Genomic DNA, 25,491 nt, shown 5'->3' on the forward strand with positions numbered 1-25,491 from the left:
CGCACCACTCTAGCCGGGGTTACGGACACCACGCCACAGCAACCTGCCCGAAACTTGCCCGAGCAAACATCGCATAAGCCACATATCTCCCCCAACCAGACATAAGACCTCTTGACTTTTCGGGCACCAAGCGAAAGGATTAAGACATAATCAGACATCAATAGTGACGTTCATCTCCCAATGGCCCGGCCCAACGATAGACCCAAGGAACCCCGTGATACTCACGCTCACCCCCAACCCCAGCGTCGATGCCACCCTGACGCTCCCCGAACCCCTCTCCCCCGGCTCCGTTCACCGGCTCAGCGCCCTCGATCACGTAGCCGGCGGCAAGGGCGTCAATGTGGCCCACGCCATCCACCTCGCGCAGCGGCCCACCCTCGCTCTCTTTCCGGCGGCAAGCACCGATCCTTTCGTCGAACTCGCCACTCAGGAGTCCATTCCGCACCTCGCCATTGCCATGCAGGAGCGGGTGCGCACCAATACCACCATCACCCAGCCCGATGGCACCACCACCAAGCTCAACGGCCCCGGCCCGCTCATCAGCGCGGAGGTGCGCGATCTCCTGCTCGATACCCTCGTGCGCACCGCCCGGCAGCACAACGCCGCGTGGATCGCTCTTTCCGGCTCCCTGCCCCCGGGTCTGCCCACCGGCTGGTACGGGGAACTGGTGGCCCACCTGCGCGCGGAGGTTCCCGGGGCCCGCGTGGCCGTGGATACCTCGGACGCCGCCATGATCGCCCTGGGAGAAAGCTTTGAGCGCGCCGCTCCCCACCTCATCAAGCCCAATGGGCTGGAATTGGGGCAGTTGGTGGGCTGCGATGGCCTGCACCTGGAGCACCAGGCCGAGGCCGGAGACTATCTGCCCGTGGTGGAGGCCGCCCGTTCCATCGTGGCGCGCGGGGTGGAGTCCGTGCTGGTCACCCTGGGCGGCGCCGGTGCCGTCCTCGTCACCGCCCAGGGCGCGTGGAAGGCCACGCCCCCGCCCACCACGGTGGTATCCACCGTGGGCGCCGGGGATAGTTCCCTGGCCGGCTATCTCCTGGCCGCCACGAACGGGAACGCTCCCGAGCAGTGCCTGCGCCAGGCCGTGGCCTACGGCAGCGCCGCCGCAGCCCTACCCGGCACTACCCTGCCCCGCCCCGAGCAGGTAGACATGGAAAAGACTCAGATTAGCGCCATCGACCACGCTTGAGCCGCGCTGGAAAGCAGCACTCGGTATAGCAAGAAAGAAAGGAAAACCGATGTCCTCTCCCATCATCACCGCCGACCTCGTCGGCCTCGACGTGGATTACGGCGGTGAACCCGCCGCCGTCATCGAAAACCTGGCGGGGCTCGTGGCCGCCGCCGGGCGGGCTACCGACGCCGCCCTGCTCGCCAGCGACGCCCGCGCCCGCGAGGAGAAATCCGGCACGGGCGTTCCCGGCGGCGTGGCCATTCCGCACTGCCGCTCCGCAGCGGTCACCGAACCCACCCTCGCCTTTGCTCGCCTCCGCCGCCCGGTGGACTTCTCCGGCCCGGACGGGGATGCCTCCCTGGTGTTCCTCATCGCCGCCCCGGAGGGCGGGGGCAAGGAACACCTCAAGATCCTCTCCAAGCTCGCCCGAGCCCTGGTGCGCAAGGACTTCCTGGAGGGGCTGCGCGGGGCCACCACTCCCGAGGAGATCGTGGAACTGGTCACCGGCGTGGTCAATGCCGCGCCGAAGAAAAAGAAGCCCGCCCCGGAGGCTACCCCCGCAGCCGAGGCAACCGCCGCTGCCAATAAGGCCGATGAGGAGGCCAAGGTCACCCGCGTGGTGGCCATCACCGCCTGCCCCACCGGCATCGCGCACACCTACATGGCGGCCGACGCCCTCACCCAGACCGCCGAGGCCCGCCCGGACATCGAGTTCGCCGTGGAACCCCAGGGCTCCTCCGCCGTCACCCCGCTGCCCGCCGCCACCATCGAGGCGGCCGACGCCGTTATCTTTGCCACCGACGTCGGTGTCAAGGACCGCGAGCGCTTTGCGGGCAAACCGGTGATTGAGTCCGGCGTAAAGCGCGCGATCAACGAGCCGGGCACCATGCTCGACGAGGCGGTGGCCGCCGCGGCGAATCCCCGCGCGCGGCGAGTGGCCGGAGGCGAAGCGCCTGCAAGCGACTCCGAAGCCCCGGTGGAGGGCTCGGGCCTGAGCTGGGGCAAGCGCATCCAGCAGGCCGTGATGACCGGCGTTTCCTACATGGTGCCCTTCGTGGCCGCCGGTGGGCTGCTGCTGGCGCTGGGGTACCTGCTTGGCGGCCGCCAGGTGGGCGATTACTGGCAGGTGCTGGTCACCCACTATTCCCTGAGCAACCTGCCCGAGGACGTCGCCGTGATCGGCGGACAGTTGGTGGCCTTTGACCGCTCAGGCCTAGGGCTTTACCTGGCGGCCATCCTCTTTGCCACCGGCCAGGCGGCAATGAGCTTCGTGGTGGCCGCACTGTCCGGTTACATCGCCTACGCCCTGGCCAATCGCCCCGGTATCGCCCCCGGCTTTGTGGGCGGCGCGCTGTCCGTGATGCTTGGCGCGGGCTTCATCGGTGGCCTGGTCACGGGTATCCTCGCCGGATTCATCGCCATGTGGCTCGGCTCCTTGAAGGTGCCGCGTTGGGTGGCCTCGCTCATGCCGGTGGTGATTATTCCGCTGCTGACCTCCATGATCGTGGGCCTGGCGATGTTCCTGGTGCTGGGCAAGCCCCTGGAGGCCGTCATGACCGGCTTGCAGAACTGGCTGAACTCCATGTCCGGTTCCTCCGCCGTGCTGCTCGGCGTGATCCTTGGCCTGATGATGTGCTTTGACCTCGGCGGCCCGGTGAACAAGGCGGCCTACCTCTTTGCCACCGCAGGCCTTTCCACCGGCGACGATTCCTCCATGAAGATCATGGCCGCCGTGATGGCCGCCGGCATGGTGCCGCCCATCGCGCTTTCCCTGGCCACCTTTATCCGCGGTCGCCTATTTACCCCCGCCGAGCGGGAAAACGGCAAGTCCTCCTGGCTGCTGGGACTCTCCTTCGTCTCCGAGGGCGCGATCCCCTTCGCCGCCGCCGATCCGCTGCGCGTGATCCCCTCCATGATGGCCGGTGGCGCGGTCACCGGCGCGCTGAGCATGGCCCTCGGCGTGACCGCCAGCGCCCCGCACGGCGGTATCTTTGTGCTTCCGGTTATCTCCCCGGCCCTGGCCTGGGTGCTTTCCCTGGCCGCCGGTATCGCGGTGTCCACCCTGGCGGTACTCGCCCTGAAGCAACTGTGGCCCAACAAGGCCGTGCAGGCGGCCACCACGGAAGCATCCGAGGCGCCAGCGGCAGCAGCCGCGCCCTCCGCGTAGAACGCCCCCTGGCTTTCCGACGAGGACAGCCGGGGAATAGGCCGCGAACCTGGCACCGCCGCCTCAGCGCGCCTAAAATACAAGATCGAGCATTTTTACTATTCCCACCACGCCACCGGCGTGGAAGAAAGGACAATCATGGCCTCTAAGACCGTCACCGTTGGTTCCGCTGTGGGTCTGCACGCCCGCCCGGCCTCCATCATTGCCGATGCCGCTGGCGATTACGACGAGGACATCTTCCTCACCCTGGTGGGCGGCGACGAGGACGACGAGACCGACGCCGCCTCCTCCCTGATGATTATGGCCCTGGGCGCGGAAAAGGGCGATCAGGTGACCGTGACCTCGGAGAACGCCGAGGCCGTGGAGAAGATCGCGGCCCTCATCGAGAAGGACCTGGATTCCGAGTAATCCCCCTCTGCTCCTGGCATAAAGCTAGGGGAAAGAACAAGCGCCCGTCGGCGGTGAATACCGGCCACGGGCGTTTTTCGAGTTCTCGGCTATTTTCCGGCTAGTTTCTAGCCGCCGCACCGCTTCCGTCGCCCTCGCCCACGCGACGATACAGCCACATCAGCACCGGGTACCCCACCATGATTCCGGCCGAACCCCAGGCGATACCTTCCAGTTCCACCGGGCCCACGTGCAGGGTGAGGTTGCCGACCCCCGCCACCAGGGCCACCGCCGCAGCGGTGAGATTCACCGGGTGGTTGAAGTTCACCTTATTGTCCTGCCAGATCCGCACGCCCAGCATGCCGATCAGCCCGTAGAGCACCAGGGTTGCCCCGCCCAGGACCCCGGCGGGGATACTGAAGATCAGCGCGCCAAACTTAGGAATGAAGGCCAACGCCACGGCCGTGAGCGCCGCCACCCAGTAGGCCGCGGTGGAATACACCCTGGTGGCGGCCATCACGCCCACGTTTTCCGCGTAGGTGGTGGTGCCCGAGCCGCCGAAGCCCCCGGCGAGGGTGGTGGCGAGGCCGTCGGCAAGCAGGGCGTCCCCGGCGCGATCGTCGAGGTTGCGTCCCGTCATGGCGGAGACGGCCTTGACGTGGCCCACGTTCTCCGCGATGAGGACGATCACCACCGGCAGGGTCACCAGGATCGCGGAGAGCCTAAATTCCGGGGTATGAAACTGCGGCACGCCCACCCAGGCGGCCTGCGCAATAGCCTCGCGCGCTCCCTCGGTGAGGTTGCCTGTGATGGCGGCAAAGATCCAACCGATGAGCACCCCACCGAGGATTCCCAGGCGCGCCACCATGCCCCGGCCCGCCACGGTGAGCAGCAGAATGCTCACCAGGGTCACGGCGGCCACGAGCGGCTGGGACTCAAAGTTGCGCGCGGCGGTGGGCGCGAGGTTCAGGCCGATGAGCGCCACAATCGCTCCGGTGACGGCGGGCGGCATGGCGGCGTCGAGCACGCCGCGCCCGGCGGCCTTGACCACCAGCCCCACCACCACGAGCGCCAGACCCGCCACCACCACGCCGCCGAGTTGCACCGAGATTCCCTCGCCCTGGGTGGCCGCCAGCGGGGCGATGAAAGCAAAGGAACTGCCCAGATAACTGGGCAGCCGATTGGCGGTGATGAGGAGAAAGAGCATGGTGCCCAGCCCGGAAAAGAGCAGGGTGGTGTTCACGGGGAAGCCCGTGAGGGTGGGCACCAGCAGGGTGGCCCCGAACATGGCGATGACGTGCTGCATGCCTATGCCGATGGTGCGCGGCCAATCCAGGCGTTCCTCGGGCGCCACCACCTGCCCGGGGAGAATCTTCTTGCCGTCGCCGTGGACGGCCCACCTCATCACGGTTGTTCCTTAACGGAGAGCATGAGCGGAACCTATCTGCCAGAAATGCTGTACGTAGGGATTATACGAGGCTTAAGCCCCGGAATAATTCACCTCAGCGACTGTTCCTGCGCCGACCGTTCTACGCGTCTACCCCTCGGAGGCACCCTCCACCGCGAACTCCCCCAGTTCCTCGGCCAGGCGGCGCGGCAGGCGCACGTCGATCCGGGTGCCGGTATCCGTGTATTGCTCGTCAAGCACCGTGCCAAACTCGTGTACTCGGGAGACCACCTCGCCCCGGGTAAAGGGGATCTCCAAGATCACGTGCTTATCCAGGGTGTTAAGGAAGAGTTCGATGCGCGATTCCAGCTCGCCTATCCCCTCCCCGGTGGCGGCGGAGACGAACACTACGTCCTCGATCACGTGCCGCAGCTCCGCCAGCGCCAGGGGGTCCGCGATGTCCGTCTTGTTCACCACGATCACCTCGGGCGGGGCCTGCGCCCCGGTTTCCCGCACGATGTCCGCGATCACGTGATTGACGGCCTGGATCTGCTTGAGGGGAAAGGGATCGGAGCCGTCCACCACGTGCAGCATGAGGTCTGCCTCTAGCACCTCCTCCAGGGTGGATTTGAAGGCCTCCACCAATTGCGTGGGCAGGTGCCGCACGAAGCCCACGGTGTCGGTGAAGATGATGGAGCGGCCGTCGGCCAGTTGCGCCTTGCGGGTGGTGGGGTCCAGGGTGGCAAAAAGCGCGTCCTCCACCAGCACGCCCGCGCCGGTGAGCGCGTTGATGAGGGAGGACTTTCCGGCGTTGGTGTACCCCGCGATGGCGATCTTCGGCGTGAGCGAGGCGCTGCGGCGCGAGCGCTTGACCTCGCGCGAGGTTTTCATCGCCGCGAGTTCCTTGCGCAGGCGCGCCATGTCCGCGCGCAGGCGGCGTCGATCCGCCTCGATCTTGGTTTCACCGGGGCCGCGCAGGCCCACGCCGCCGTTGGACCCGGCGCGCCCGCCCGCCTGGCGGGAGAGGTTGCCACCCCAACCGCGCACGCGGGTGATGAGGTATTCCATCTGTGCCAGGGATACCTGCGCCTTGCCTTCCTTGGACTTGGCGTGCTGGGCAAAGATGTCCAGGATCAGCATGGTGCGGTCGATGACCTTGGTGTTCAGGGCGTTTTCCAGGGCCACGAGCTGCCCCGGATTGAGTTCACCATCGCAGATCACGGTGTCCGCCCCGGTGGCGGCCACAATATCGCGCAGTTCCTCCACCTTGCCGGAGCCCACGTAGGTGCCGGAATCCGGCTTATCGCGGCGCTGATAGAGCATGTCCACCACCTCGGCGCCGGCGGTTTCCGCGAGCGCCGCCAGCTCGTTCATGGTGGCCTCCACCTCCGCGAGGGTGCCCTGCGTCCACACCCCCACCAGGATCACCCGTTCCAGGCGCAGTTTGCGGTACTCCACCTCGTAGCCATCGGCCTGTTCCTCGGCGTGAATGGTGGTCTGGCGGTTCACCCGGCGCAGGGAGTTGCGCTCGGAGAGGTCAAGGTCACCCACCGTGGGTTCATCGGTGCTTACCGACGCCCCCTCCGGGGTCACGCTACCGCGAAAGGCCTGGGCCAGGAGTTCCTCGTGGGACTCGGGGCAAGAATCGGTGGAATCCATTGGGTTGTTCATCGCCGCCCATTGTCCCACACTCCGGGAGGGGGACTAGAGTTTGTGCCATGAGCACGGATCTCAAAAGCATCGGCCTGGGTTTTTCAACGTGGCAGGACGCGGTGGAGGCGGCCATCGCCTCCAATGCGCTCTCGGTAACCGGGGAGGTGCGCGGGGGCCAATTGATTCAGTTCGCGGATCGCTCCGGGGCCCAGATCAATATCCTCGCGGTGGAGCCCTTTGCCACCTTCGCGGGCTTTGAGTCCGTCACCCAGACCTACGCCCACGTGGACATGCTGACGGACGTGGTGGCGCTCTGCGAGATCGTCGATCCGCTGGGCAACGCCCTGACCACCGTCACCTGCAACCTCGCCCAGGGGCCGCTGCTGGCAGAAGATGGCCAGCAGCAGTTCCAGCCGCTCGCCGTGACCGCCCTGGGCATTGATACCACCGTGTACCCCTCAGCGGTGGAGTATGAGAACGCCACCGGCAACGTCCTGGGCATGATCCTCTCCGAAGGGGCACAAAGCGTGGCCGCGGGCACCGGCACCACGGCTCCCGACGCCTCCGCGGAGTTCTCCGCGCGGGTACTAGAGGCGGAATACCGCACGGCGGAACTCACCGGGCAGCGCTTTATCCACGCCACTGTGGACGGCCCCTTCCCCTTTGACGTCTGCCTACCGGACGCCCCCGAGTTGCCCCAACGCGATGAGGTCATCGCCGGGACGATCATGCTGGTGGCCTCCATCAAAGCCCCCATCGGCGGGGGTTGCTGCGGCGGGGGCGGGGGCTCCTGCGGCTGCGGCGGCCACTAACCGCCTAGAGCCAGGTGGTTCCCGTGGCCACGATCTCCGAGGGGCCGGTGAGCGTGGCGGTATCCTCTCCGATGGTCACGGTCACCTCGCCGCCGGGAACCCGCACGGTGACCTCCCCGGTGGCGTGTCCGGCGTCGGCAAGCGCCGCGGTGGCCGCCGCCACGGTGCCGGTGCCGCAGGAAAGGGTCTCCCCCACTCCGCGCTCCCACACGCGCATGTCCACCGCGCCCTCGGCCAGCGGCGTGAGCACCTCCACATTGACGCCCTGGGGGAAGAACTCCCGATCCCACTCCGGCTGGCGCAGCGGCCAGGCGGCGAGGCCCTGCGCGTCCAGGCCGGGGATCACGGCCGCCAGGTGCGGGTTGCCCACGTTGATGCCCAGTCCGGCAAAGGACTGCTCCCCCATGCGCGCGGTGGAAAGCCCCTCCACGCGCACCGGCCCCATGTCCACAGAGACTATTGCGCGCCGATCGGTGGCCTCGTGTACCTCCACCGCGCGGTGCCCGGCCCGGGTATCCACCGTGAACGCGGCGGAATCCACCAGGCCCCGGGAATAGAGCCAGTGGGCAAACACCCGCACGCCGTTGCCGCACATCTCCGCTATGGAGCCGTCCGCGTTGCGATAATCCATAAACCACAGGCTCTCCCGACGCACCACCCGCAGGATTCCATCCGCCCCCAGCCCCTTGTGCCTATCCGCCAGGCGAGCCACGCGCTCCGGGGTGAGATCTCTCTCCCCGTGCTCATCGGGAATGATGAGGAAGTCATTGCCCGTTCCGTGGCCCTTGGCGTACAACAGTTCCGTTTCCGTGTTCACTCCAGCCACTCTAGCGCCTGGGCGCGGGTATCACCGGCGGCGTCAATCCAATGGATCCGGGGATCGCGGCGGAACCAGGCTCGTTGCCTGCGTACGTAGCGCCGCGTGCCCGTGGTGGTGCGCTCCCGAGCCTCCTCCCAGCTCATCTCCCCAGCCAGGGCGGCCAGCACCTGCGCGTATCCGATGGCCCGGCCCGCCGTGGAATCGCGCCGCAGCCCGTTGCTAGCCACCAGTTCCTCCACCTCAGCCACCAGGCCCGCCTCAAACATCGCCTCGGTGCGCCGCGCAATGCGCGGGTTGAGCCACTCAGGCGTGGTTTCCAGTCCGATGATTCGAGTATTCCAGCGCGGCGGCGCGCCGATCGGCGGCTGGCTGGCCTGGTAGGGCTTGCCCGTGATTTCGATGACCTCCAGGGCGCGCACGGTGCGGCGGGGATCCTGGTCCTCGATGATCTCCGCCGCCTGGGGATCGCGCCGCGCTAACTCCGCGTGCAGGGCCGCCACGCCGACGGCGTCCAGGCGATCCTGCCATTTCTGCCGCACCTCGGGGTCGGTGGGGGGAAACTGCCAATCATCGAGCAGGGACTGCGCATACAGCATGGAGCCCCCCACCAGAATCGGGGTGACGCCCCGCTCGCGCAGGGCCTCCACATCGGCCACCGCCGCGCGCTGATACCGCGCCACCGAGGCCGTTTCCGTTACCTCCCACACGTCTAATTGGTGGTGCGGTATTCCCTCGCGCTCCGTCACGCTGAGTTTGGCCGTGCCAATATCCATGCCCCTATACAACTGCATGGAATCCACATTCACGATCTCCCCGCCCAGGTGGTGCGCCAGCGCCAGCCCCAGGGCGGACTTTCCCGACGCCGTGGGCCCCACCACCGCGATCGGGGTAGGAGCGATCGAGGCAGGGGCGATCACGCCTCCCACTCCCACTCGGCCACGTAGCGGCCCACCCCGGCGGTGGCGTCCACGTCCACCAGGTGCGCGCGAGTGGGGCGCAGGGCCGCGAGTTCGCACCACAGTTCCTGCTCGATCACCCCGGCCCCGCCCAACCAGGAGGCGAGATCGGGGTCGGGCTCGCCTCCCTCCAGGCGGCCCGCCAGCAGGTCACGGCACCATTGATCGGCCTGGGAAGCGGCGTCGATAAGCGAAAGCGGGGCACGCGGGGTGAGCCCGGCCGAGCCGTCCACCGCCACCACCGTGAGCACGCCCTCCTCCGGGGCGTGGATTCGATCCCGCACCTGCACCACGTTCGCCCGGGGGCCCAGCACATGCCGCATCACCAGCTCCGGGAGGTAATGCCCCTCGCTCACCCGCTCCTGCGGCGCACCCCAGGCACGGAGGCTCCCCGCGTGGGCGGTAAACCACCGCTTATCGCGGCTGCCCACCAGGTGAATGGGCATGCCTGCGTACTTCTCCGCGCTGCGCTGGGCCAGGGCGCGCAGCCGTTGGCCCGCCTCATCGCGGGGGGCCAACGCAGCGATGAGGGCTGGGCTTCCGGGCATCACCAAGAGTTGAGCAGTCACGGGGAATAAGGTTAATGGGTACATCATGACGCGCAAGGCGCGGGCCTGTACATTTGATAGGTGCGATGTGCGACGGTCGCGCTCAGCGCGGCGTGAGAACTCAACCGATAAGGATGTGCTTTCTGATATGACCCCCCAACCCGCCCCCAGCCCGGCGCAATTGGCAAGGAAAAAGCCAACCCCCGGCCCCAAGGCCGCGGCCAAGGCTCCCGCCGCCCAGCCCGCGCCCAATAATCCCGCGCAGTGGGGGCGCGTGGAAGCCGATGGCACCGCCTGGGTGCGCACCGGCGACGGGGAACGCCGCATTAGTCAGTACAAGGCCGGTACCCCCGAGGAGGGCCTGGCCCACTTCGGTGCCCGCTTTGATGACCTCTCCACCGAGGTCTCCCTGCTGGAATCGCGCCTGCGCCTCCACCCCGAGGACGCCGAGGCGATCCGCACCCAGGCCAAGGAGGTGCGCGCCCAGCTCGACACCGCCGCCGTGATCGGTGACCTCGATTCCCTCGATACCCGCCTGGTGGGCATCATCGCGGATACCGATACCGCCCAGGCCCAGGTGGCCCAGGAGAAGCAGCGACGCCGCGCTGAGGCCATCGCCGCCAAGGAAAAACTGGCCGCCGAGGCCGAGGAGATCGCCGCGAACTCCACCGAGTGGAAGGCGGCCGGGGATCGGATTCACGCCATCCTGGAGGAATGGAAGACCATTCACGGGGTGGACCGCAAAACCGACGATAAGTTGTGGAAGCGCTACTCGCGCGCCCGCGATTCCTTTAACCGCCGCCGCGGCTCCCACTTTGCCGACCTCGACCGCGCCCGCGCCCAGGCCAAGCGTGCCAAGGAGGAACTGGTGGAGCGCGCCCAGGCCTTGCAGGATTCCACCGACTGGGGCGAGACGGCCCGCGCCTTCCGCGACCTAATGAAGGAATGGAAGACCATCGGCCGCGCCCCCCGCGAGGCGGACGACGCCCTCTGGGAGCAGTTCCGCGGCGCCCAGGATCACTTCTTTGACGCCCGCACCGCCGCCAACAACGCCCGCGACCGCGAATACGCCGATAACGCCGCCGCCAAGGACGCCCTGTTGGACGAGTACCGGCCCCTGATTAAGCCCGAGGAGAACCTGGAGGCCGCCCGCGACAAACTGGCCGAGTTGCAGGAAAAGTGGGAGCAGATCGGCTACGTGCCCCGGGGCAAGGTGCGCGAGTATGAGGATAAGATCGCCTCTCTGGAGCGCTCCGTGAAGGAGGCCGCCGAAAGCAAGTGGCGGCGCACCGATCCCGCCGCCCAGGCCCGCGCCGCGCAGTTCCAAGCCAAGGTGGACGAGTTCACCGCCCAAGCCGAGCAGGCGGAGGCCAAGGGCAACGCCAAGCAGGCCGAAAAACTGCGCGCCCAGGCCGCACAGTGGGCCGAGTGGGCCAACACCGCAGCGCAGGCCGTGGAAAACCGCTAAGGTCGGCTCCCGGCCCCAATGATAAAACCCGATCCCCTTGAACAGGGATCGGGTTTCATTCTTTGCTCTCGACGGCCCGGATTCTAAGGGTTCTCGGTGCCCTTGTCCTCCGGCTGCGGCCGAACCTCACGGGAAGCTCGGGCCGCCCTCTCGGTGGCCCGGCTGCGCCGATCATCCACCAACAGGGGATTCTCCTGCTCACCGCGCTGCTGCTGCTTTACCAGGGCCGCGCGCTGGGCATAGCCCACCTCGTCCAGGTCGCTGGCCTGGGCGCGAGCCTGAGCAATGCGCTCCTGCTCCGGCGAGCGGCGCAGCGCGATGAGCGAATACACCACCACGGCCACCACCACGGCACCGATCGCCAGGTAGGCCCCGACACCGGCACTAGTGGCCTCCTCGCTACCCGGGCGGGTCTGGCGCAGCCACATCGCCAACAGCGCCTCCACCGCCGCGATGGTGCACAGCATCCAGGCCAGCAACGCCCACACCGTGCGGCGCAGCGTCAGGGCCAGCCCCGTGAACACACCCAGGCCGAGGAAAGCGCACACGGCAAAGATGTACTCGGTGACCTTCACCCCGGCCTCGGAGGCGGCGTCGCTAAAAAGCAAGACCTGATACCCCGCCACGCCGGTGACCTGGGGTAAAAACAGCGACACCATGTAGAACACATACGCGCCCAGCAGCACGTACCCCGGCGTGCCCAGCCACAACCGCGAGGCCGCCTTGCGCTCTAGGGCGGCCAACTGCGCCGCCGAGTGTTCTTCCTTGCGTGCTTCTGCCGCTTCTGCCATGAGATTCCTGCCTCGGTGCTTCTGTTGATTCCCGCCCGGTGTGACGGGCATGTCAGGGTGGAATGGGCGTGGTGCTGGTGGCGCTAGGAGCGCGGGCGCAGGCTCGGCATGCCCAGGTCCACGCCCACGGGGGCGGTGGTGGGCGTGCGACCGATCTCCGCCATATCGCCCGCCTTGGTGCGGCGGTGGCGCGCCACCCCGGAATCCGCGATGAGGAAGAACGGCGTGGAATCCGTCACGGTCACCTCCACCACATCGCCGGGGCGAATGGCCTCGGTGGCTCCGGAGGGATCAAAGTGCACCAGGCGGCCATCGCGGGCGCGGCCAGACATGCGCTGGGTGCGGTGGTTCTTGCGCCCGGCCTGATCCTGAACGATCAATTCCACCGGGGTACCCACCAGAGCGGCATTATCCTCCGCGCTGATCCGCTCTTGCAGGGCAATCAAACGCTCGTAACGCTCCTGCACCACCTCCTTGGGCACCTGATTATCCATCTCCGCGGCCGGGGTTCCGGGCCGGGGCGAGTACTGGAAGGTAAACGCGGAGGTAAACCGGGCCTTTTCCACCACATCGAGGGTGGCCTGGAAGTCCTCCTCCGTCTCACCGGGGAAGCCCACGATGATGTCCGTGGTGATCGCCGCGTGCGGGATCTTGGCGCGCACCTCCTCCAGGATTCCTAAAAACTTCCTGGTGCGGTAGGAGCGCCGCATGGCCTTAAGCACCGCGTCCGAACCCGATTGCAGGGGCATGTGCAACTGGGGGCACACGTTGGGGGTTTCCGCCATCGCGTCGATCACATCCGAGGTGAACTCCGCCGGGTGCGGGCTAGTAAACCGCACGCGCTCTAGCCCCTCGATCGTGCCGCAGGCGCGCAGCAGTTTGGAAAAGGCCGAGCGATCGCGCTCTAACTCGGGATCCGCAAAGTGCACGCCATAGGCATTCACGTTCTGCCCCAGCAGCGTCACCTCCGTGACGCCCTGATCCACCAGGGCCTGCACCTCCGCAAGAATATCGCCGGGGCGGCGATCCGCCTCCTTGCCGCGCAGCGAGGGAACAATGCAGAACGTGCAGGTGTTATTGCAGCCCACGGAGATGGAGACCCACCCGGCATAGGCCGATTCCCGCTTGGCGGGTAGCACCGAGGGGAACTCCTCTAGGGCCTCCACGATCTCCACCTCAGCGCGGTCATTGTGCTGGGCGCGATCCAGCAGCGCCGGAAGCGAGCCGATGTTGTGCGTGCCAAACACCACGTCCACCCAGGGGGCCTTGTCCACCACCGTGGAGCGATCTTTTTGCGCAAGGCACCCACCCACGGCGATCTGCATTCCGGGATGCTGATCCTTCACCTTTTTCAACTGGCCCAGGGAGCCATAAAGGCGATTATCCGCGTTCTCCCGCACCGCGCAGGTGTTATACACCACCAGGTCCGCCTGGGCATCGGTATCGGCCGGAACGTATCCGGCCTCCTCCAAAAGGCCAGCCAGACGCTCGGAATCGTGCACGTTCATCTGGCACCCAAAGGTCTTGACCTCGTAGGTACGGGGGTGGGTCGCTTGCTCTATCACGGGCCACATTCTAGTGGTCTGAACCAACCAGAACCCAAACCCCACGCCCGCGCTGCCCGAGCATCATGCTGACACCACGCCCTAGCCGCCGAGTTCCCGGTAGCGCTCCTCCACCGCCTCGCGCGCCAGCGCCAGGGACATTCCCTCGGGGAAACCACGCCGCGCCAGAACCCCCACCACCCTGCGAAGATCCTTTTGCTTACCGGGATAATCCGCAGGCACCTCCTTGATGCTGCGCGCCTTCTTGCACGCGCAGGCCCAGGCGGTGGCGCGTTCCTCCTCCTGGCTGATCTGCGCGAGCGCCTCCTGACGATCCTGCGCCTCCACGCCCTTCTCCCGCAGTTCCTGGGCGAGCACACGGGTGGACTTGCCACGCCTGCGGGAGCGCTGGCGCACCCACTCCTGGGCAAAGGCGGCATCATCGATCAGGCCCGCCTCCTGCAAGTCATCGAGCACGGCGGTCACCACGGCGGGGTCGTATTCCTTATCCAGCAATCGCCCCTGTAGTTCGTGCCGGGATCGCGCCCGATAATCCAGCAGGCTCAGCGCGCTCTCGCGCACCGTGGCCTTGGCCTGTTCTTCCTCCTCGTCGAAGAAACCTCCCGGCTGGTAATTCTCTATGGCGTTACGCAGCCGCGCGAGTTTTTCCTCCTTGGCCTCCCGCTTTGTGCCCTCCACACCGCTGGACATGCCGGGGCTAGTCCTCGTCGTCAAAGTCCACGTTGGGCACCACGTCCACCGGATCGTCGCTCAGACCCTCCTCCGCGCCGTTCTCCGCGTCCTCCGGCTTTGGCTCCGGGTTCTCCCCCATGCCGAGCTTGGCCAGGATCTTCTGCTCGATCTCATCGGCCAGAGCGGTGTTCTCCTTGAGGTTCAGGCGCACCTTTTCCTTGCCCTGGCCCAGTTGATCGCCCTCGTAGGTAAACCAGGACCCGGACTTTTTAATCACGCCGTTTTCCACACCCATGTCAATGAGGGAGGATTCGCGCGAAATGCCCTCGCCGTAAATGATGTCAAACTCCGCCACCTTGAAGGGCGGAGATACCTTATTCTTCACCACCTTGATCTTGGTGCGGTTACCGATGGCATCCTGACCGTCCTTCAGGGTTTGGATACGGCGCACATCGCAACGCACGGAGGCGTAGAACTTCAGCGCCTTACCGCCCGTGGTGGTCTCCGGGGAGCCGAACATCACACCGATCTTCTCGCGCAGCTGGTTAATAAAGATCGCGGTGGTGCCGGAGTTATACAGGGCACCCGTCATCTTACGCAGCGCCTGGCTCATCAGGCGGGCCTGGAGGCCCACGTGGCTATCGCCCATCTCGCCCTCGATCTCCGCCTTGGGTGTCAGCGCCGCCACGGAGTCCACCACGATGATGTCGATGGCACCGGAACGCACCAGCATGTCCGCGATCTCCAGGGCCTGCTCGCCGGTATCCGGCTGGGAAACCAGCAGGGCGTCCGTGTCCACGCCGAGTTTGCGGGCGTATTCGGGATCGAGGGCGTGCTCGGCGTCGATAAAGGCGGCGATGCCGCCATCTTTCTGCGCGGAGGCAATTGCGTGCAGCGCCACGGTGGTCTTACCCGAGGATTCCGGGCCATAAATCTCCACGATGCGACCTCGGGGGAACCCACCCACGCCCAGGGCGACGTCGATAGCCGTGTTGCCGGAGGAAATGGCGCGCACCGGGGGGCGCTTATCCTCGCCCAGGCGCATAACGGCGCCCTTTCCGAAGTCCTTTTCAATCATCGCCAGGGCGGCGTCGAGAGCCTTTTGCCGATCCTCGCCGGTACTCTTTGCGTTGGTGGTCTTTTTCTTCGCAGCCATAATCCCTCAGTCCTTGCACTAACACGGAACCCTCATAGTTTAGACCGCCATGAAACCGCAATGGTTCCCTCGCTGGTCTGGCCCTCACCCTAGACGGTGCGCGGGACAGTTCCCGAACATACACGCACGCATGTTCGAATAGCAAGCCTCACCCGCGCCGGTTGCCCTATTAAACGGTGTTCAAGGTAAGTTCTCTAGCATGAATTCTTCGCTTCGCTCCCTCACCGACCTCGCGCTGGCCGCGGTCTTTGCCGCGCTCATCATCGTGCTGGCCTTTGTGTCCATCCCCGTGGGCACCGCGGGCGTGCCCATCGTGCTGCAAAACGCCGCATTCATCCTCACCGGCCTCGTGCTTGGCGCGCGGCGCGGCCTGGTCACGGTGGCCATCTTCTTCGTCCTCGGCCTCGTACTCCCCGTGCTCGCCGGCGGCCGCAGCATCACCGCAGCCCTCGCCGGCCCCACGGTGGGCTACATCATCGGTTATATCGTCTCCACCGTCCTCGCCGGTCTTATCGCCTACCACCTGCGCGGTAACCGCTACCTCACCCTAACCATCGCCGCCATCGTCGCGCTGCTCTCCCAGTACCTCTGCGGGGCCATCGGCCTCGTGCTGCGCGCGGACATGACCGTGGGGGCAGCCCTCGCGGCGCAGGGTTCCTTCGTGCTTATCGACGCCCTCAAGCTCATCGTGGTCATCGCCGCCGCCGCCACGATCCACACCGCCCTGCCCCACCTGCTGCGTCCCACCGCCTCCTCCCATGCCTGAGATTCGCTTCCGCGACGTCACACTCGATTACGGCACCGGCCCAATCCTCCGCAGCGTGACCACCACGCTGCGCGAACACCGCATTGGGATCATCGGAGCCAATGGCTCCGGGAAATCCACCTTTGCCCGCATGATCAACGGCCTGGCCACCCCCACCAGCGGCGAGGTACACATTGATGACCTCAGCGTGCGCAAGCAAGGCAAAGAGGTGCGCAAGCGCGTGGGATTCATCTTCTCCGACGCCGATAACCAGATCATCATGCCCAACGTGCGCGATGACGTGGCCTTTTCCCTGCGCCAGCACAAGGAACTCAGCAAGGCGCAGCGCCTAGAGCGTGCCGACGCCGCCCTAGCAGAGATGGGCCTGGCCGCCCACGCGGACAAGTCCCCCCACGTGCTCTCCGGGGGACAAAAGCAACTCCTCGCACTGACCGCCGTGCTCATCGCGCAACCCAGTCTCATCGTGGCCGACGAACCCACCACACTGCTCGACCTGCGCAATCGACGCCGTATCCAGCGGCGCTTTGCCACCCTCGATCAGCAACTCATCGTGGTCACCCACGACCTCGACCTCCTCACCGACTTCGACCGCGTGCTCTGCATCGACGGGGGCGAGATCATCGATGACGGCTCCCCCCTGCCGGTAATCGCGGCCTACAAGAACCGCATCGAGGCCGAGCAATGATCCCACGCGCCGCCATGACGCCCCTGGGTACCTACATCCCCGGACACTCCCCGGTGCACCGCGCGGGGGTGGGACTCAAACTTCTCGCGGTGCTGGGGTACGTGCTCGTGGGTGTTTTTGCGGTCCCCTCCGTACCCGCCGCAGCGCTCTACGTCCTGCCCTGCGCCCTGTGCTATGCGCTGGCCCGGATCCCCCTGTCCGTGGCGTGGTCGCAGCTGTGGCCGCCGCTGCCGATCCTGCTCTTTCTGGGCGCCTTTCAGTGGTGGCAACGGGATCTAGAACACGCCGCCGTCCTCGTGATCACCCTGAGCGCCTCCCTCATGGCGGCCTCCCTGCTCACGCTCACCACCACCATCGCTGACCTCATGGAGGGCTTAGAACGCGGCCTCGCACCGCTGGCGCGCCTGGGGTTCCCCGCCGAGCGTTTTTCCCTCGCGCTCTCGCTCACCCTGCGCATGATCCCGGTGCAGATGGGCACGGTGGGAGAGGTATTGGAGGCCCGCAAGGCGCGCGGGGCCTCCTGGAGCGCGCAGGCCTTCATCACCCCCGTGCTCATCCGCTCCCTCAACCGCGCCCAGGCCATCGCGGAGGCCCTGTGGGCGCGCGGGGCTGGCGACCAAACCCACGACGAAACCCGCGCCGAACGCTAACGCGCCAGCGCTAGTTCTATGCGCTAAATCTCGCCGCGCAGTTCCCTCATGCGCCGCGCCACGGCGTCGTCCGCCGCCGAGGGCGCCGTGCCACCGGCCTCGATCTGCTTAGGGGGCTGCTGATTCCCGGCGTTCATCTCCCGACGAATCTGCTCCAGGCGGGAATGACCGGCCATCTGAATCCCGGCCTGCTGCACCTCCGCCATGCGGGCCTCCACGGAGTTCTCCGCGAGTTCCGCCTGACCCAGGGCGTGCGCGTAGCGGCGCTCGATCTTATCGCGCACCTGATCCAGGTTCGGCACGGAACCGGAGGTCAGTGCGTTCATCGACTTCACCGACTCCGCCACCTTCTCCTGCATCTTCGCCTGCTCCAACTGGCTGAGCAGCTTGGAGCGCTCGGCCACCTGCTGCTGCAACTTCGCGGAGTTGCGCTCCACCGCCTGCTTGGCCTGCTGGGCCTGCTTGATGGCTTGATCGTGAAGCTGCTTGGTGTCCTCCACGGACTGCTCGGCGGTGACCAACTGCGCGGCAAAGGCCTCCGCGGCGTTTTCATACTCCACGGCCTTCTTCTCATCGCCCTGGGAGCGGGCCTGATCCGCCAGTTGCAGGGCCTGCTTGGTATTGGCCTGAAGCTTCTCAATCTCCTCCAGGCGGCGATTAAGCTGCATTTCTAACTGACGCTGATTACCAATCACCGCCGCCGCCTGGCGGGAGAGTTCCTGGTGCTGCTTCTGCGCCTCCGCCATCGCCTGCTCAATCTGCACCTTGGGATCGGCGTTCTCCTCGATCTTGCTGTCAAAGAGCGCCATGAGGTACTTCCACGCCTTGCTGAACGGATTAGCCATAATTCTTCGTGTTCCTCCTGTAATGCGTATCCAGTGTGAATGGTACCGCGTTTACTTCTCCTCGCCCCTCAAGCCCCGTTCCGGCTCGCCTCCCGGAGCACTGGTATCTGCCATACTCACCGTCTCACCCTTCGCCCGCCCGAGCGCACGGTGACCACGCCCCGGCCGGGAACAAAAACCCGGTGCAGAGAGTTGAATAACGTGATGGGTACACAAACCGCTACTTTGACCACGCGCCCCGCCGCACCGCACCGCAGGCGTCCCCGCCCGGAACCCCTGCTCCGCGAGGCCCTGGGAGACGCCCTGCGCGCTTTCCGCGCGGAGCAACGCATCACTCTGCGGGAATTGGCCGAGTCCGCCCGCGTCTCGCCCGGATACATCTCCGAATTGGAGCGCGGGCGCAAGGAGGTATCCTCCGAGCTCCTGGCCTCCGTGTGTCACGCCCTGGGCGTGACCGTGGCCGACGTGCTCATCGAGGCCGCTGGATCGATGGCCCTCGGTGACGTCGCAGAGGAACTCGCCACCGGCGATCTCAGCGAGGCGGCTCCCCGGGAGGCCTAACCCCTCCCCGGCCCCGCGCTAAGGGCGCCCACACAATCGTTCTGCGCGGGGCACCGCTTTCTCAGCTCGGGTTTCTCAGCACGGGTTTTCCTAGCTCAACGACCCCGCGCAGCGCTGAAAGCACCGCAACCCGAGCGTCCTGCGCTCGGATCACACCGATCACTCCGCGCCCAGCAGCCCCAGGAGATCCCCCAGTGCCACGCGCACGGACTCCTGGCGGATGGCGGCGCGATCACCCATCAGTTCCAGGCGTCGCGCCCGCCACAGGTTCGGGCCATAAACCCCAAGCCATACCTCCCCCACCGGGTGCCCGTCCTGGGGCTGCGGGCCCGCCACTCCGGTGAGCGACACCACCCAGGTCGCCCCCAGTTTTTCCGCGCAGCCGCGCGCCATGTGCAGGGCGGTTTCCTTGGCCACCGGCCCCCACGCGGCTAATACCTCACCGGGAACCCCGGCCAGGGTTTCCTTGAGGTCGGTGGCGTACACAACCAGGCCCCCGCGCAGCACTGCGGAGGCACCAGGGATCTCGGCCACGGTGGCACTAGCCAGCCCGGCCGTGAGGGATTCGCACCAAGCCAGGGTCTCCCCGCGTTCCCGCAGCGCGGCCACCACTGCTGCCGCAAGGTCGTGCGCGTTGCCCCGTGGCGGGTTCTCCGGGCAGATCCTCTCCCGAGGAGTTCGACCTCCCGGTGTTCCGGCTTCGCGCTCGCCCCGCGTCTCATCGGACATGGCACAGCCCCTCCACGTACCCGGCGCTCTTAGGCCTTTTGGCGCTGCGCGTCCACGATGTACTGCACGCCGGTGACCACCGTGACGGCCACGGCCACCAGCATGACGCCGTAGGTGGGCCAATCCATCCACCCCGGCAGGGGGCAGAGGTAGAGGGCCACGCCCAGGGATTGCAGCACGGTTTTAAGCTTGCCGCCCTTGCTGGCCGGCACCACCTTGCCCCGGCGCAGCAGCACCATGCGCCACAGCGTGATGCCCAATTCCCGCACCACGATCACCACGGTGATCCACACCGGCATGGCCCCGGTGAGGTTGAGGCACACCAACGCGGTGATCATCAGGGCCTTATCCGCGATGGGATCGGCGATCTTGCCAAAGTCCGTGACTATTCCGCGGGATCGGGCAATATCCCCGTCCAATTTATCGGTGATCATCAACGCGGCAAAGAGGCCAAAGGCCGCCCACATCCACCCCGTGTGGGCGTTATCCGCGCGCAGCGTGAGCCACGCGAACACGGGGACAAAAACGATGCGCAGGCAGGTCAATACGTTTGGCAGGTTCCAGTTGGATGGAGCCTGCGCGGACCCGCCGCTCGTCGTTGCTGCATTCACGCCCATCACTGTACCCGCTAGGGCTTAGCGGGTGCCCCCGAGGTCTGATCTTTCTGCTTATCCCGCTTGTTCTTCCACAACGAGGCAAGCACGGTGACCACCAGCACGCCCACGATCACCACCAGGGAGGCCTCCGTGGTGATCTCCGGGACGCCGTGCACGGACTCGCCGCCGTTGATGAAGGGCAGGTTGTTCTCGTGCAGAGCGTGGAAGATCAGCTTGATGCCGATGAAGCCCAGGATGATCGAAAGGCCGTAGGAGAGGTAACCCAGGCGATCGAGCAGGCCATCGAGCAGGAAGTAAAGCTGGCGCAGGCCCAGCAGAGAGAAGGCGTTGGTGGTGAACACCAGGTACGGCTCCTGGGTCACGCCGTAGATGGCGGGAATGGAGTCCAGGGCGAACATCACGTCCACCATGCCGATGGCCACCAGGGCCACCATGAGCGGGGTGAAGTAGCGCTTGCCGTTCTTCTTCAGGGTGAGGTGATCGGACTCATAGGTCTCCGTCACCGGCACCACCTTGCGCACCAACTTGATGATCAGCATGTCCTGCGGATCGGTGGGCGGGGTATCGCGCACCTCGTCCAGCAGCATCTTTACGGCGGTGAAGAGCAGGAAGATACCAAAGAGGTAGAACACGTCCGACCATGCGTTGATGATCGAGGCACCCAGGAGGATGAACACCAGGCGGAAGATCAACGCCAGGGCAATGCCGATGAGCAGCACCTTCTGCTGGTACTTCCGGGGAATCTGGAACGCCCCCATGATGAGGGCGAACACAAAGAGGTTATCCACGGAAAGCGCCTTTTCCGTGACGTAACCCGTGAGGTATTCCATGCCGTGCTGGCCATCCCACACCGCATACACCACGCCGCCAAAGGCCAGGGCCAGGAGAATGTAGATCACCGACCACCACGCGGATTCCTTGATGGTGGGCTCGTGCGGGGTGCGCACGTGGGAATAGAAGTCAAAGATGAAAAGGCCCAGGATCACCAGAATGGTGATCCCCCAGACCCATAGGGGGACAGTCATAATGCTGCTAACCTCCGGTTCGATGGAAAAGGTAACCGGAGGTCTCCCCCACTCGCCACTGAGCCGAGCCAGCATGACCGGGGACTACGCCGCCGTGTTCCCCACCGCCACGCGGCGGTCAGGGAATAACGAGGGAATGAGTCCCGTGCTGACGATCCATGCTGTGGGCGGGGTACTCCCCTCCAATGCCGATTTAGTCTAACACTAGAACGCCCCGCCTGTTGGGTTATAGGTGGCGGTAACGCTGCGCGGCTCCTCGTTGCCGCTACCCGGGGCACCGGCAGCACCGGCGCCTGCCCCACCCGAGCCACCAACGCCCGCACCACCGGCCGCGCCACCGGCCTCGGCCGGGGCGGCGTCGAAAGCCTCTTCCTTAGGGGCCTCGGCGGGATCGGCACCCTTGATCATCCACACAATGGTGTCTAATTCCTCGGGCTTGACCAGCACCTCGCGGGCCTTGGAGCCCTCAGAGGGGCCCACCACTCCGCGCGATTCCATGAGGTCCATCAGGCGGCCCGCCTTGGCAAAACCAATGCGCAGTTTGCGCTGCAACATGGAGGTGGAACCCAACTGGGAGGTCACCACCAGTTCCACGGCTTCAAGGAGGTCGTCCATGTCCTTTCCGATGTCCTCGTCGATCTCCCTTTTCTCGGCGGCCTTCTCCTCGGTCACGCCCTCGGTGTAATCCGGCTCCGCCTGGTCCTTGGCGGCCTCCACCACGCGCTGGATTTCCTCATCGGTAACAAAGGAGCCCTGCAAGCGCTGCGGCTTGCCCGCCCCCTGGGGAATAAAGAGGGCGTCGCCCATGCCGATGAGTTTTTCCGCCCCGCCCTGGTCCAAGATCACGCGCGAGTCCGTGAGCGAGGAGGTGGCAAAGGCCAGGCGGGAGGGAACGTTGGTCTTAATCAGGCCGGTCACCACGTCCACGGAGGGGCGCTGGGTGGCCAGCACCAGGTGAATACCCGCCGCGCGTGCCTTTTGGGTGATGCGCACGATGGATTCCTCGATCTCCTTCGGGGCCGTCATCATGAGGTCCGCCAGCTCGTCCACCACGCACACGATGAAGGGGTAGGGTCGGTACTCGCGCTGCGATCCCGCCGGGGCCTGGATCTCCCCGGAGCGCACCTTGCGGTTGAAGTCCTTGATGTGCCGCACGCGGGCGGCCTTCATGTCCATGTACCGCTGTTCCATCTCCTCCACCAGCCATTGCAGGGCCGCGGAGGCCTTCTTTGGCTGCGTGATGATCGGAGTGATCAGGTGCGGGATTCCCTCGTAAGGGGTCAGCTCCACCATCTTCGGATCCACCAGGATCAGGCGCACCTCATCCGGGGTGGCGCGGGTGAGCAGGGAAACCAGCATGGAGTTCACAAAGGCGGACTTACCCGATCCTGTGGAACCCGCCACCAGCAGGTGCGGCATCTTCTGCACGGAGGCGGAGATGAAGTCGCCCTCGATGTCCTTACCCAGGCCGATGAGCATGGGGTCCTTATTTTCCACCGTGGCCGGGGCATTGAGCACATCGGCCAGGCGCACCATCTCACGGTCCGTGTTGGGCACCTCGATGCCCACGGCGGACTTGCCCGGAATGGGGGTAAGCAGGCGCACGTTATCCGTGGCCACCGCGTAGGCCAGGTTGGATTGCAGGTTGGTGATCTTGGAAACCTTCACACCCGGGCCCAGTTCCACCTCGTAGCGCGTCACCGTGGGCCCGCGCGAAAAGCCGGTCACCGCCGCATTGACCTTGAACTCCTCGAATACCGCCGTGATCGCCTCGATCATCCGATCATTGGCCTCGGAGTGCTGGCGCGGGGGCTCCCCGGCGATCAGCAGTCCGGTGGAGGGCAGGGCATATTCGCTTTCCGACGCCCCCGTGGTCACCGTCGGCGCAAAATCTTCCTCGTCCTCCTCGGGCTGGGTCGCCGTGGGTGCGGGCGCCGGGGCAGGAGCGGGGGCGGGCTCGGGCTCGCGGCGCGGAGCGCGGGGCGCGGCTGCCGCCGCGTCCACGCCGGAACGGGCGATAATCGCCTGCCGGATGGATTCGCGGCTGGTGGAAACCGCATCGCGGGAGGGCTCGGGGATCTCCTCCACCTCCGCCTCTAGCGGCTCGTTGTCATCCTCGTAACCCGCATAGTCCTCATGGTCCTCGTACTCTTCCGCCTCCAGGGCCGGGAACTCATCGGTATCGGCCATCGAGGGAGCCGCCGCCTCAGGCTTGGACTTCCTCTTTTTCTTGCCAAAGAGCCCCTCGGGATCGGACTCGCGCTCCTCTGCGGGCAGGTCATAGCCGCGCGGCGCGGGCCGCTTGGCCGGGCGAGGTTCGCGGGACTCACGGGGTTCACGGGGGGCGCGCGGTTCCCGCGCGGACGGGCGCGCGCGGCGCTCCAATTCCTCGTCCACGTGGGCGTAGACGTCCTCGGACTCTACCTCCTCCCTATCCGCGTTGGCGGAACTGCGGATCAGATCCACCACGTAGTCATAGCCCTCCCGCACGGTAATGCCGGTGACCTTGAGCGCGCCGTAGAAGATCACCAGCACCAGGATGGGAATGGCCAGGTAGCGGCTAAAGCCCAGGGCCAGTACCCCGCCGGTATAGGCCCCCACCAACCCCCCGGCGGCATCGCGCGCAGCAGAGTCTGCGGGATCCCCGGCCAGCAGGTGAATAAGGCCCAGCATCGCCACGGCAATGAGCGCGGTGCCACCGGCCGCACGCATCATTACCTCCTTGGGCTGGCGGATACCCATCATCAGGGCCACCGCCAGCGCCACCAGGGCCACCGGGAGCACAAAGGCCCCCGCACCGATCACGGCGTGCACTCCCCTGGCGATGAACTCTCCGATCGGTCCGGCCACGTCGAACCACACCGAGGCTCCTAACACCACGGCCACGCCGATGAGGCTCAGCCCAATGCCATCGGAGTGCTCGCGCACGCTATCCGCCAGGCCCACGGGCGCGGGAGGGCCTTCCTCCGGTGTTTCCTCGTAGTTCTCCCTGGCGGCGGCCGCCTTTTTCTTGGGCTTTGCGGGTTTCCTGCTCATATCCTCCGATTTCTGTTCCTGATCGCGCACCCCGCCCAGGCGGCGGGTGAGTTTACCCACCCCACCGGCGGCCGCGCCAAAGAGAGACTTCACTCCGCTGCTCACGGCTCCCACCGCGCTCCCGGTGCGCTCCTGCGAGGTTTCGGCGGCGCGGAAGGCCGCGGTGGGCGGAACAGCACCCCGATCGCGGGAGAGCACCGCGGTGCGCTCCTCGGCGCGGCGGGATTCCCCCGGGCGGGTGCCGGAACGGCGCGGTTTCCAGCTCGATGAACTCGTGGCAGACATGCGCACAAGGATAGTTGCTCTAGCCCCACGATTCACATGCGCCACACCAGGGCGCTAAAAAACTTTTATGTATCCCTAAGTCACCCCTAGAGACTTGACTTCACCACATCCGCCTCATTCCCGGATACCGTGACCTCCACCGCCGAGCGCCCATAACACCACAGCAGTATCTCCCCGGGGTCCCCCTGCACACGCACCACCGCGTCCCCCTTCTCCACCACACCCCGTTTATCCGCCGCCACGATGGGCCTCATTCCCCGCCCCTCCAACACCACCGGGCGGGCGCTGCGGCGCAACATCATCGGTGCTATCCGCCCGCAGTATCCCCACAACAATTCATTGACCCGCTGCGAGAAATCTCGGGGGTTCACCTCTCCCCCACCCCGGCGCACATCCTCGTGGTGGATGAAGTGTTCGACGGTGTTCAGGGGGGCGTCGATAAGCCGCACCGGGGAAAACCTGCCGGGGCCGGAGGCCCACTCGCGCACCACGGCCTCATAGGGACGATTTTTCTGCTTCCGGGTGAGGTCGTTCAGGTGTCCAGCGAGGGGGTTGAAGAACATACCCGCCATCGCGTCCGGGCGGCGCTCCCGCAGCCACAGGTGCACCGCCATATCCCGGGTCATCCACCCTTCGCACAGCGTGGGGGCGTTCGGCCCCACCTCCAGCAATAGATCGCGCAATTTGGCCCGCTCGGCGCTTGCAAAAGACATGCGCCCCAGCATAGGCCGGGGCG

The 25,491-nt window shown here is 66.2% G+C and carries 25 protein-coding genes; 10 read left to right on the forward strand and 15 right to left on the reverse strand.

The genetic code is table 11. The features are described from left to right. The first annotated feature begins 214 nt into the window (after window positions 1–214). The 3 genes from OLW90_RS06585 to OLW90_RS06595 all read left to right on the forward strand — a co-directional run bounded on the left by OLW90_RS06585 (window position 215) and on the right by OLW90_RS06595 (window position 3,749). Window positions 215–1,192, forward strand: coding sequence for a 1-phosphofructokinase family hexose kinase (locus tag OLW90_RS06585; protein ID WP_319649297.1), 978 nt, complete (start codon window positions 215–217; stop codon window positions 1,190–1,192). 49 nt (window positions 1,193–1,241) lie between these two features. Further along, window positions 1,242–3,341, forward strand: a complete 2,100-nt coding sequence (locus OLW90_RS06590) for a fructose-specific PTS transporter subunit EIIC (RefSeq protein ID WP_319649299.1) — start codon at window positions 1,242–1,244, stop codon at window positions 3,339–3,341. Window positions 3,342–3,479: 138 nt separating this feature from the next. Continuing rightward, window positions 3,480–3,749, forward strand: coding sequence for an HPr family phosphocarrier protein (locus OLW90_RS06595; protein ID WP_152820840.1), 270 nt, complete (start codon window positions 3,480–3,482; stop codon window positions 3,747–3,749). Between the two features lie 100 nt (window positions 3,750–3,849). On the opposite strand, the gene OLW90_RS06600 is transcribed toward OLW90_RS06595, so the two are convergent. Together OLW90_RS06600 and hflX are read right to left on the reverse strand one after the other, a co-directional pair. After that, entirely contained in the window at window positions 3,850–5,133 is a 1,284-nt protein-coding gene (locus tag OLW90_RS06600) for a uracil-xanthine permease family protein (protein WP_319649300.1), read from the reverse strand. Between the two features lie 132 nt (window positions 5,134–5,265). Beyond that, window positions 5,266–6,786 carry a GTPase HflX gene (gene hflX / locus OLW90_RS06605; protein WP_319649301.1) on the reverse strand — a complete coding sequence of 507 codons (1,521 nt, stop codon included), beginning with the start codon at window positions 6,784–6,786 and terminating at the stop codon, window positions 5,266–5,268. Window positions 6,787–6,833: 47 nt separating this feature from the next. Between hflX and OLW90_RS06610 the strand changes: the two genes are divergently transcribed. Next, window positions 6,834–7,580 carry a hypothetical protein gene (locus OLW90_RS06610; protein WP_319649302.1) on the forward strand — a complete coding sequence of 249 codons (747 nt, stop codon included), beginning with the start codon at window positions 6,834–6,836 and terminating at the stop codon, window positions 7,578–7,580. A 4-nt stretch (window positions 7,581–7,584) separates the two neighbouring features. Here OLW90_RS06610 and dapF read toward each other — a convergent pair whose 3' ends face one another. From dapF to OLW90_RS06625, 3 genes are read right to left on the reverse strand one after another with little or no spacing between them, the layout of a single operon-like run. Then, on the reverse strand, window positions 7,585–8,379 hold the full coding sequence (gene dapF / locus OLW90_RS06615) for a diaminopimelate epimerase (RefSeq protein ID WP_319651841.1): 795 nt from the start codon (window positions 8,377–8,379) through the stop codon (window positions 7,585–7,587). Between the two features lie 14 nt (window positions 8,380–8,393). Continuing rightward, window positions 8,394–9,317, reverse strand: coding sequence for a tRNA (adenosine(37)-N6)-dimethylallyltransferase MiaA (gene miaA, locus OLW90_RS06620; protein ID WP_319649303.1), 924 nt, complete (start codon window positions 9,315–9,317; stop codon window positions 8,394–8,396). Beyond that, window positions 9,314–9,925: a hypothetical protein gene (locus OLW90_RS06625; RefSeq protein WP_319649304.1), complete on the reverse strand. Its 612-nt coding sequence runs from the start codon at window positions 9,923–9,925 to the stop codon at window positions 9,314–9,316. The genes miaA and OLW90_RS06625 overlap by 4 nt, the downstream gene beginning before the upstream one ends. Window positions 9,926–10,040: 115 nt before the next feature. Between OLW90_RS06625 and OLW90_RS06630 the strand changes: the two genes are divergently transcribed. Further along, a complete protein-coding gene (locus OLW90_RS06630; RefSeq protein WP_413464525.1) occupies window positions 10,041–11,372 on the forward strand; it encodes a DUF349 domain-containing protein in 1,332 nt (443 codons plus the stop codon). 83 nt (window positions 11,373–11,455) lie between these two features. On the opposite strand, the gene OLW90_RS06635 is transcribed toward OLW90_RS06630, so the two are convergent. The 4 genes from OLW90_RS06635 to recA all read right to left on the reverse strand — a co-directional run bounded on the left by OLW90_RS06635 (window position 11,456) and on the right by recA (window position 15,556). Continuing rightward, window positions 11,456–12,163: a hypothetical protein gene (locus OLW90_RS06635; protein WP_319649306.1), complete on the reverse strand. Its 708-nt coding sequence runs from the start codon at window positions 12,161–12,163 to the stop codon at window positions 11,456–11,458. Window positions 12,164–12,246: 83 nt separating this feature from the next. After that, window positions 12,247–13,725, reverse strand: coding sequence for a tRNA (N6-isopentenyl adenosine(37)-C2)-methylthiotransferase MiaB (gene miaB, locus OLW90_RS06640; RefSeq protein WP_319651842.1), 1,479 nt, complete (start codon window positions 13,723–13,725; stop codon window positions 12,247–12,249). A gap of 84 nt (window positions 13,726–13,809) precedes the next feature. Next, window positions 13,810–14,418 carry a recombination regulator RecX gene (recX, locus tag OLW90_RS06645; protein ID WP_319649307.1) on the reverse strand — a complete coding sequence of 203 codons (609 nt, stop codon included), beginning with the start codon at window positions 14,416–14,418 and terminating at the stop codon, window positions 13,810–13,812. Between the two features lie 7 nt (window positions 14,419–14,425). After that, window positions 14,426–15,556 carry a recombinase RecA gene (gene recA / locus OLW90_RS06650; protein ID WP_319649308.1) on the reverse strand — a complete coding sequence of 377 codons (1,131 nt, stop codon included), beginning with the start codon at window positions 15,554–15,556 and terminating at the stop codon, window positions 14,426–14,428. Between the two features lie 199 nt (window positions 15,557–15,755). Here recA and OLW90_RS06655 point away from each other — a divergent pair, with 199 nt between their 5' ends. From OLW90_RS06655 to OLW90_RS06665, 3 genes are read left to right on the forward strand one after another with little or no spacing between them, the layout of a single operon-like run. Beyond that, window positions 15,756–16,322: a biotin transporter BioY gene (locus tag OLW90_RS06655; RefSeq protein WP_319649309.1), complete on the forward strand. Its 567-nt coding sequence runs from the start codon at window positions 15,756–15,758 to the stop codon at window positions 16,320–16,322. Continuing rightward, window positions 16,315–17,007, forward strand: a complete 693-nt coding sequence (locus tag OLW90_RS06660; RefSeq protein ID WP_319649311.1) for an ABC transporter ATP-binding protein — start codon at window positions 16,315–16,317, stop codon at window positions 17,005–17,007. The genes OLW90_RS06655 and OLW90_RS06660 overlap by 8 nt, the downstream gene beginning before the upstream one ends. Then, window positions 17,004–17,657 carry an energy-coupling factor transporter transmembrane protein EcfT gene (locus OLW90_RS06665; protein ID WP_319649312.1) on the forward strand — a complete coding sequence of 218 codons (654 nt, stop codon included), beginning with the start codon at window positions 17,004–17,006 and terminating at the stop codon, window positions 17,655–17,657. Before OLW90_RS06660 ends, OLW90_RS06665 begins: the two co-directional genes overlap by 4 nt. Window positions 17,658–17,680: 23 nt before the next feature. Here OLW90_RS06665 and OLW90_RS06670 read toward each other — a convergent pair whose 3' ends face one another. Then, a complete protein-coding gene (locus tag OLW90_RS06670; protein ID WP_319649313.1) occupies window positions 17,681–18,502 on the reverse strand; it encodes a PspA/IM30 family protein in 822 nt (273 codons plus the stop codon). 204 nt (window positions 18,503–18,706) lie between these two features. On the opposite strand from OLW90_RS06670, the gene OLW90_RS06675 reads away from it, so the two are divergent. Further along, window positions 18,707–19,063 carry a helix-turn-helix transcriptional regulator gene (locus tag OLW90_RS06675; protein WP_319649314.1) on the forward strand — a complete coding sequence of 119 codons (357 nt, stop codon included), beginning with the start codon at window positions 18,707–18,709 and terminating at the stop codon, window positions 19,061–19,063. A gap of 159 nt (window positions 19,064–19,222) precedes the next feature. Here OLW90_RS06675 and OLW90_RS06680 read toward each other — a convergent pair whose 3' ends face one another. Genes OLW90_RS06680 through OLW90_RS06690 form a run of 3 tightly spaced genes read right to left on the reverse strand, consistent with a single transcriptional unit; the run spans window position 19,223 to window position 21,434 of the window. After that, window positions 19,223–19,792: a CinA family protein gene (locus OLW90_RS06680; protein ID WP_319649316.1), complete on the reverse strand. Its 570-nt coding sequence runs from the start codon at window positions 19,790–19,792 to the stop codon at window positions 19,223–19,225. A gap of 29 nt (window positions 19,793–19,821) precedes the next feature. Beyond that, window positions 19,822–20,409 (reverse strand): CDP-diacylglycerol--glycerol-3-phosphate 3-phosphatidyltransferase, encoded by a 588-nt coding sequence (gene pgsA / locus OLW90_RS06685; protein ID WP_319649317.1) that lies wholly within the window; start codon window positions 20,407–20,409, stop codon window positions 19,822–19,824. Between the two features lie 11 nt (window positions 20,410–20,420). Then, window positions 20,421–21,434 carry a TerC family protein gene (locus OLW90_RS06690; RefSeq protein WP_319649318.1) on the reverse strand — a complete coding sequence of 338 codons (1,014 nt, stop codon included), beginning with the start codon at window positions 21,432–21,434 and terminating at the stop codon, window positions 20,421–20,423. A 22-nt stretch (window positions 21,435–21,456) separates the two neighbouring features. On the opposite strand from OLW90_RS06690, the gene OLW90_RS06695 reads away from it, so the two are divergent. Further along, the gene (locus OLW90_RS06695; protein ID WP_319649319.1) at window positions 21,457–21,636 is read left to right on the forward strand and encodes a hypothetical protein; all 180 of its coding nucleotides are present in this window, start codon (window positions 21,457–21,459) and stop codon (window positions 21,634–21,636) included. A gap of 2 nt (window positions 21,637–21,638) precedes the next feature. Here OLW90_RS06695 and OLW90_RS06700 read toward each other — a convergent pair whose 3' ends face one another. After that, window positions 21,639–24,755, reverse strand: coding sequence for a DNA translocase FtsK (locus tag OLW90_RS06700; RefSeq protein WP_413464526.1), 3,117 nt, complete (start codon window positions 24,753–24,755; stop codon window positions 21,639–21,641). Between the two features lie 86 nt (window positions 24,756–24,841). Next, window positions 24,842–25,468, reverse strand: a complete 627-nt coding sequence (locus OLW90_RS06705) for a TIGR03085 family metal-binding protein (protein WP_319649320.1) — start codon at window positions 25,466–25,468, stop codon at window positions 24,842–24,844. Between the last annotated feature and the right edge of the window lie 23 nt (window positions 25,469–25,491).

The sequence above is a fragment of the Corynebacterium sp. 21KM1197 genome, from assembly GCF_033783015.1.
Taxonomy (GTDB): Bacteria; Actinomycetota; Actinomycetes; order Mycobacteriales; family Mycobacteriaceae; genus Corynebacterium.

What these genes read in the sequence shown, in the direction of transcription:
- OLW90_RS06690 (WP_319649318.1), bottom strand. Translation starts at nt 21,434, where the DNA reads ATGACTGTCCCCCTATGGGTCTGGGGGATCACCATTCTGGTGATCCTG.
- OLW90_RS06660 (WP_319649311.1), top strand. Translation starts at nt 16,315, where the DNA reads ATGCCTGAGATTCGCTTCCGCGACGTCACACTCGATTACGGCACCGGC.
- recA (WP_319649308.1), bottom strand. Translation starts at nt 15,556, where the DNA reads ATGGCTGCGAAGAAAAAGACCACCAACGCAAAGAGTACCGGCGAGGAT.
- OLW90_RS06665 (WP_319649312.1), top strand. Translation starts at nt 17,004, where the DNA reads ATGATCCCACGCGCCGCCATGACGCCCCTGGGTACCTACATCCCCGGA.
- recX (WP_319649307.1), bottom strand. Translation starts at nt 14,418, where the DNA reads ATGTCCAGCGGTGTGGAGGGCACAAAGCGGGAGGCCAAGGAGGAAAAA.
- OLW90_RS06655 (WP_319649309.1), top strand. Translation starts at nt 15,756, where the DNA reads ATGAATTCTTCGCTTCGCTCCCTCACCGACCTCGCGCTGGCCGCGGTC.
- OLW90_RS06670 (WP_319649313.1), bottom strand. Translation starts at nt 18,502, where the DNA reads ATGGCTAATCCGTTCAGCAAGGCGTGGAAGTACCTCATGGCGCTCTTT.
- OLW90_RS06695 (WP_319649319.1), top strand. Translation starts at nt 21,457, where the DNA reads ATGGAAAAGGTAACCGGAGGTCTCCCCCACTCGCCACTGAGCCGAGCC.
- OLW90_RS06700 (WP_413464526.1), bottom strand. Translation starts at nt 24,755, where the DNA reads ATGTCTGCCACGAGTTCATCGAGCTGGAAACCGCGCCGTTCCGGCACC.
- OLW90_RS06680 (WP_319649316.1), bottom strand. Translation starts at nt 19,792, where the DNA reads ATGTCCGATGAGACGCGGGGCGAGCGCGAAGCCGGAACACCGGGAGGT.
- OLW90_RS06635 (WP_319649306.1), bottom strand. Translation starts at nt 12,163, where the DNA reads ATGGCAGAAGCGGCAGAAGCACGCAAGGAAGAACACTCGGCGGCGCAG.
- OLW90_RS06600 (WP_319649300.1), bottom strand. Translation starts at nt 5,133, where the DNA reads ATGAGGTGGGCCGTCCACGGCGACGGCAAGAAGATTCTCCCCGGGCAG.
- OLW90_RS06590 (WP_319649299.1), top strand. Translation starts at nt 1,242, where the DNA reads ATGTCCTCTCCCATCATCACCGCCGACCTCGTCGGCCTCGACGTGGAT.
- pgsA (WP_319649317.1), bottom strand. Translation starts at nt 20,409, where the DNA reads ATGGGCGTGAATGCAGCAACGACGAGCGGCGGGTCCGCGCAGGCTCCA.
- OLW90_RS06595 (WP_152820840.1), top strand. Translation starts at nt 3,480, where the DNA reads ATGGCCTCTAAGACCGTCACCGTTGGTTCCGCTGTGGGTCTGCACGCC.
- OLW90_RS06705 (WP_319649320.1), bottom strand. Translation starts at nt 25,468, where the DNA reads ATGTCTTTTGCAAGCGCCGAGCGGGCCAAATTGCGCGATCTATTGCTG.
- hflX (WP_319649301.1), bottom strand. Translation starts at nt 6,786, where the DNA reads ATGAACAACCCAATGGATTCCACCGATTCTTGCCCCGAGTCCCACGAG.
- OLW90_RS06675 (WP_319649314.1), top strand. Translation starts at nt 18,707, where the DNA reads ATGGGTACACAAACCGCTACTTTGACCACGCGCCCCGCCGCACCGCAC.
- OLW90_RS06610 (WP_319649302.1), top strand. Translation starts at nt 6,834, where the DNA reads ATGAGCACGGATCTCAAAAGCATCGGCCTGGGTTTTTCAACGTGGCAG.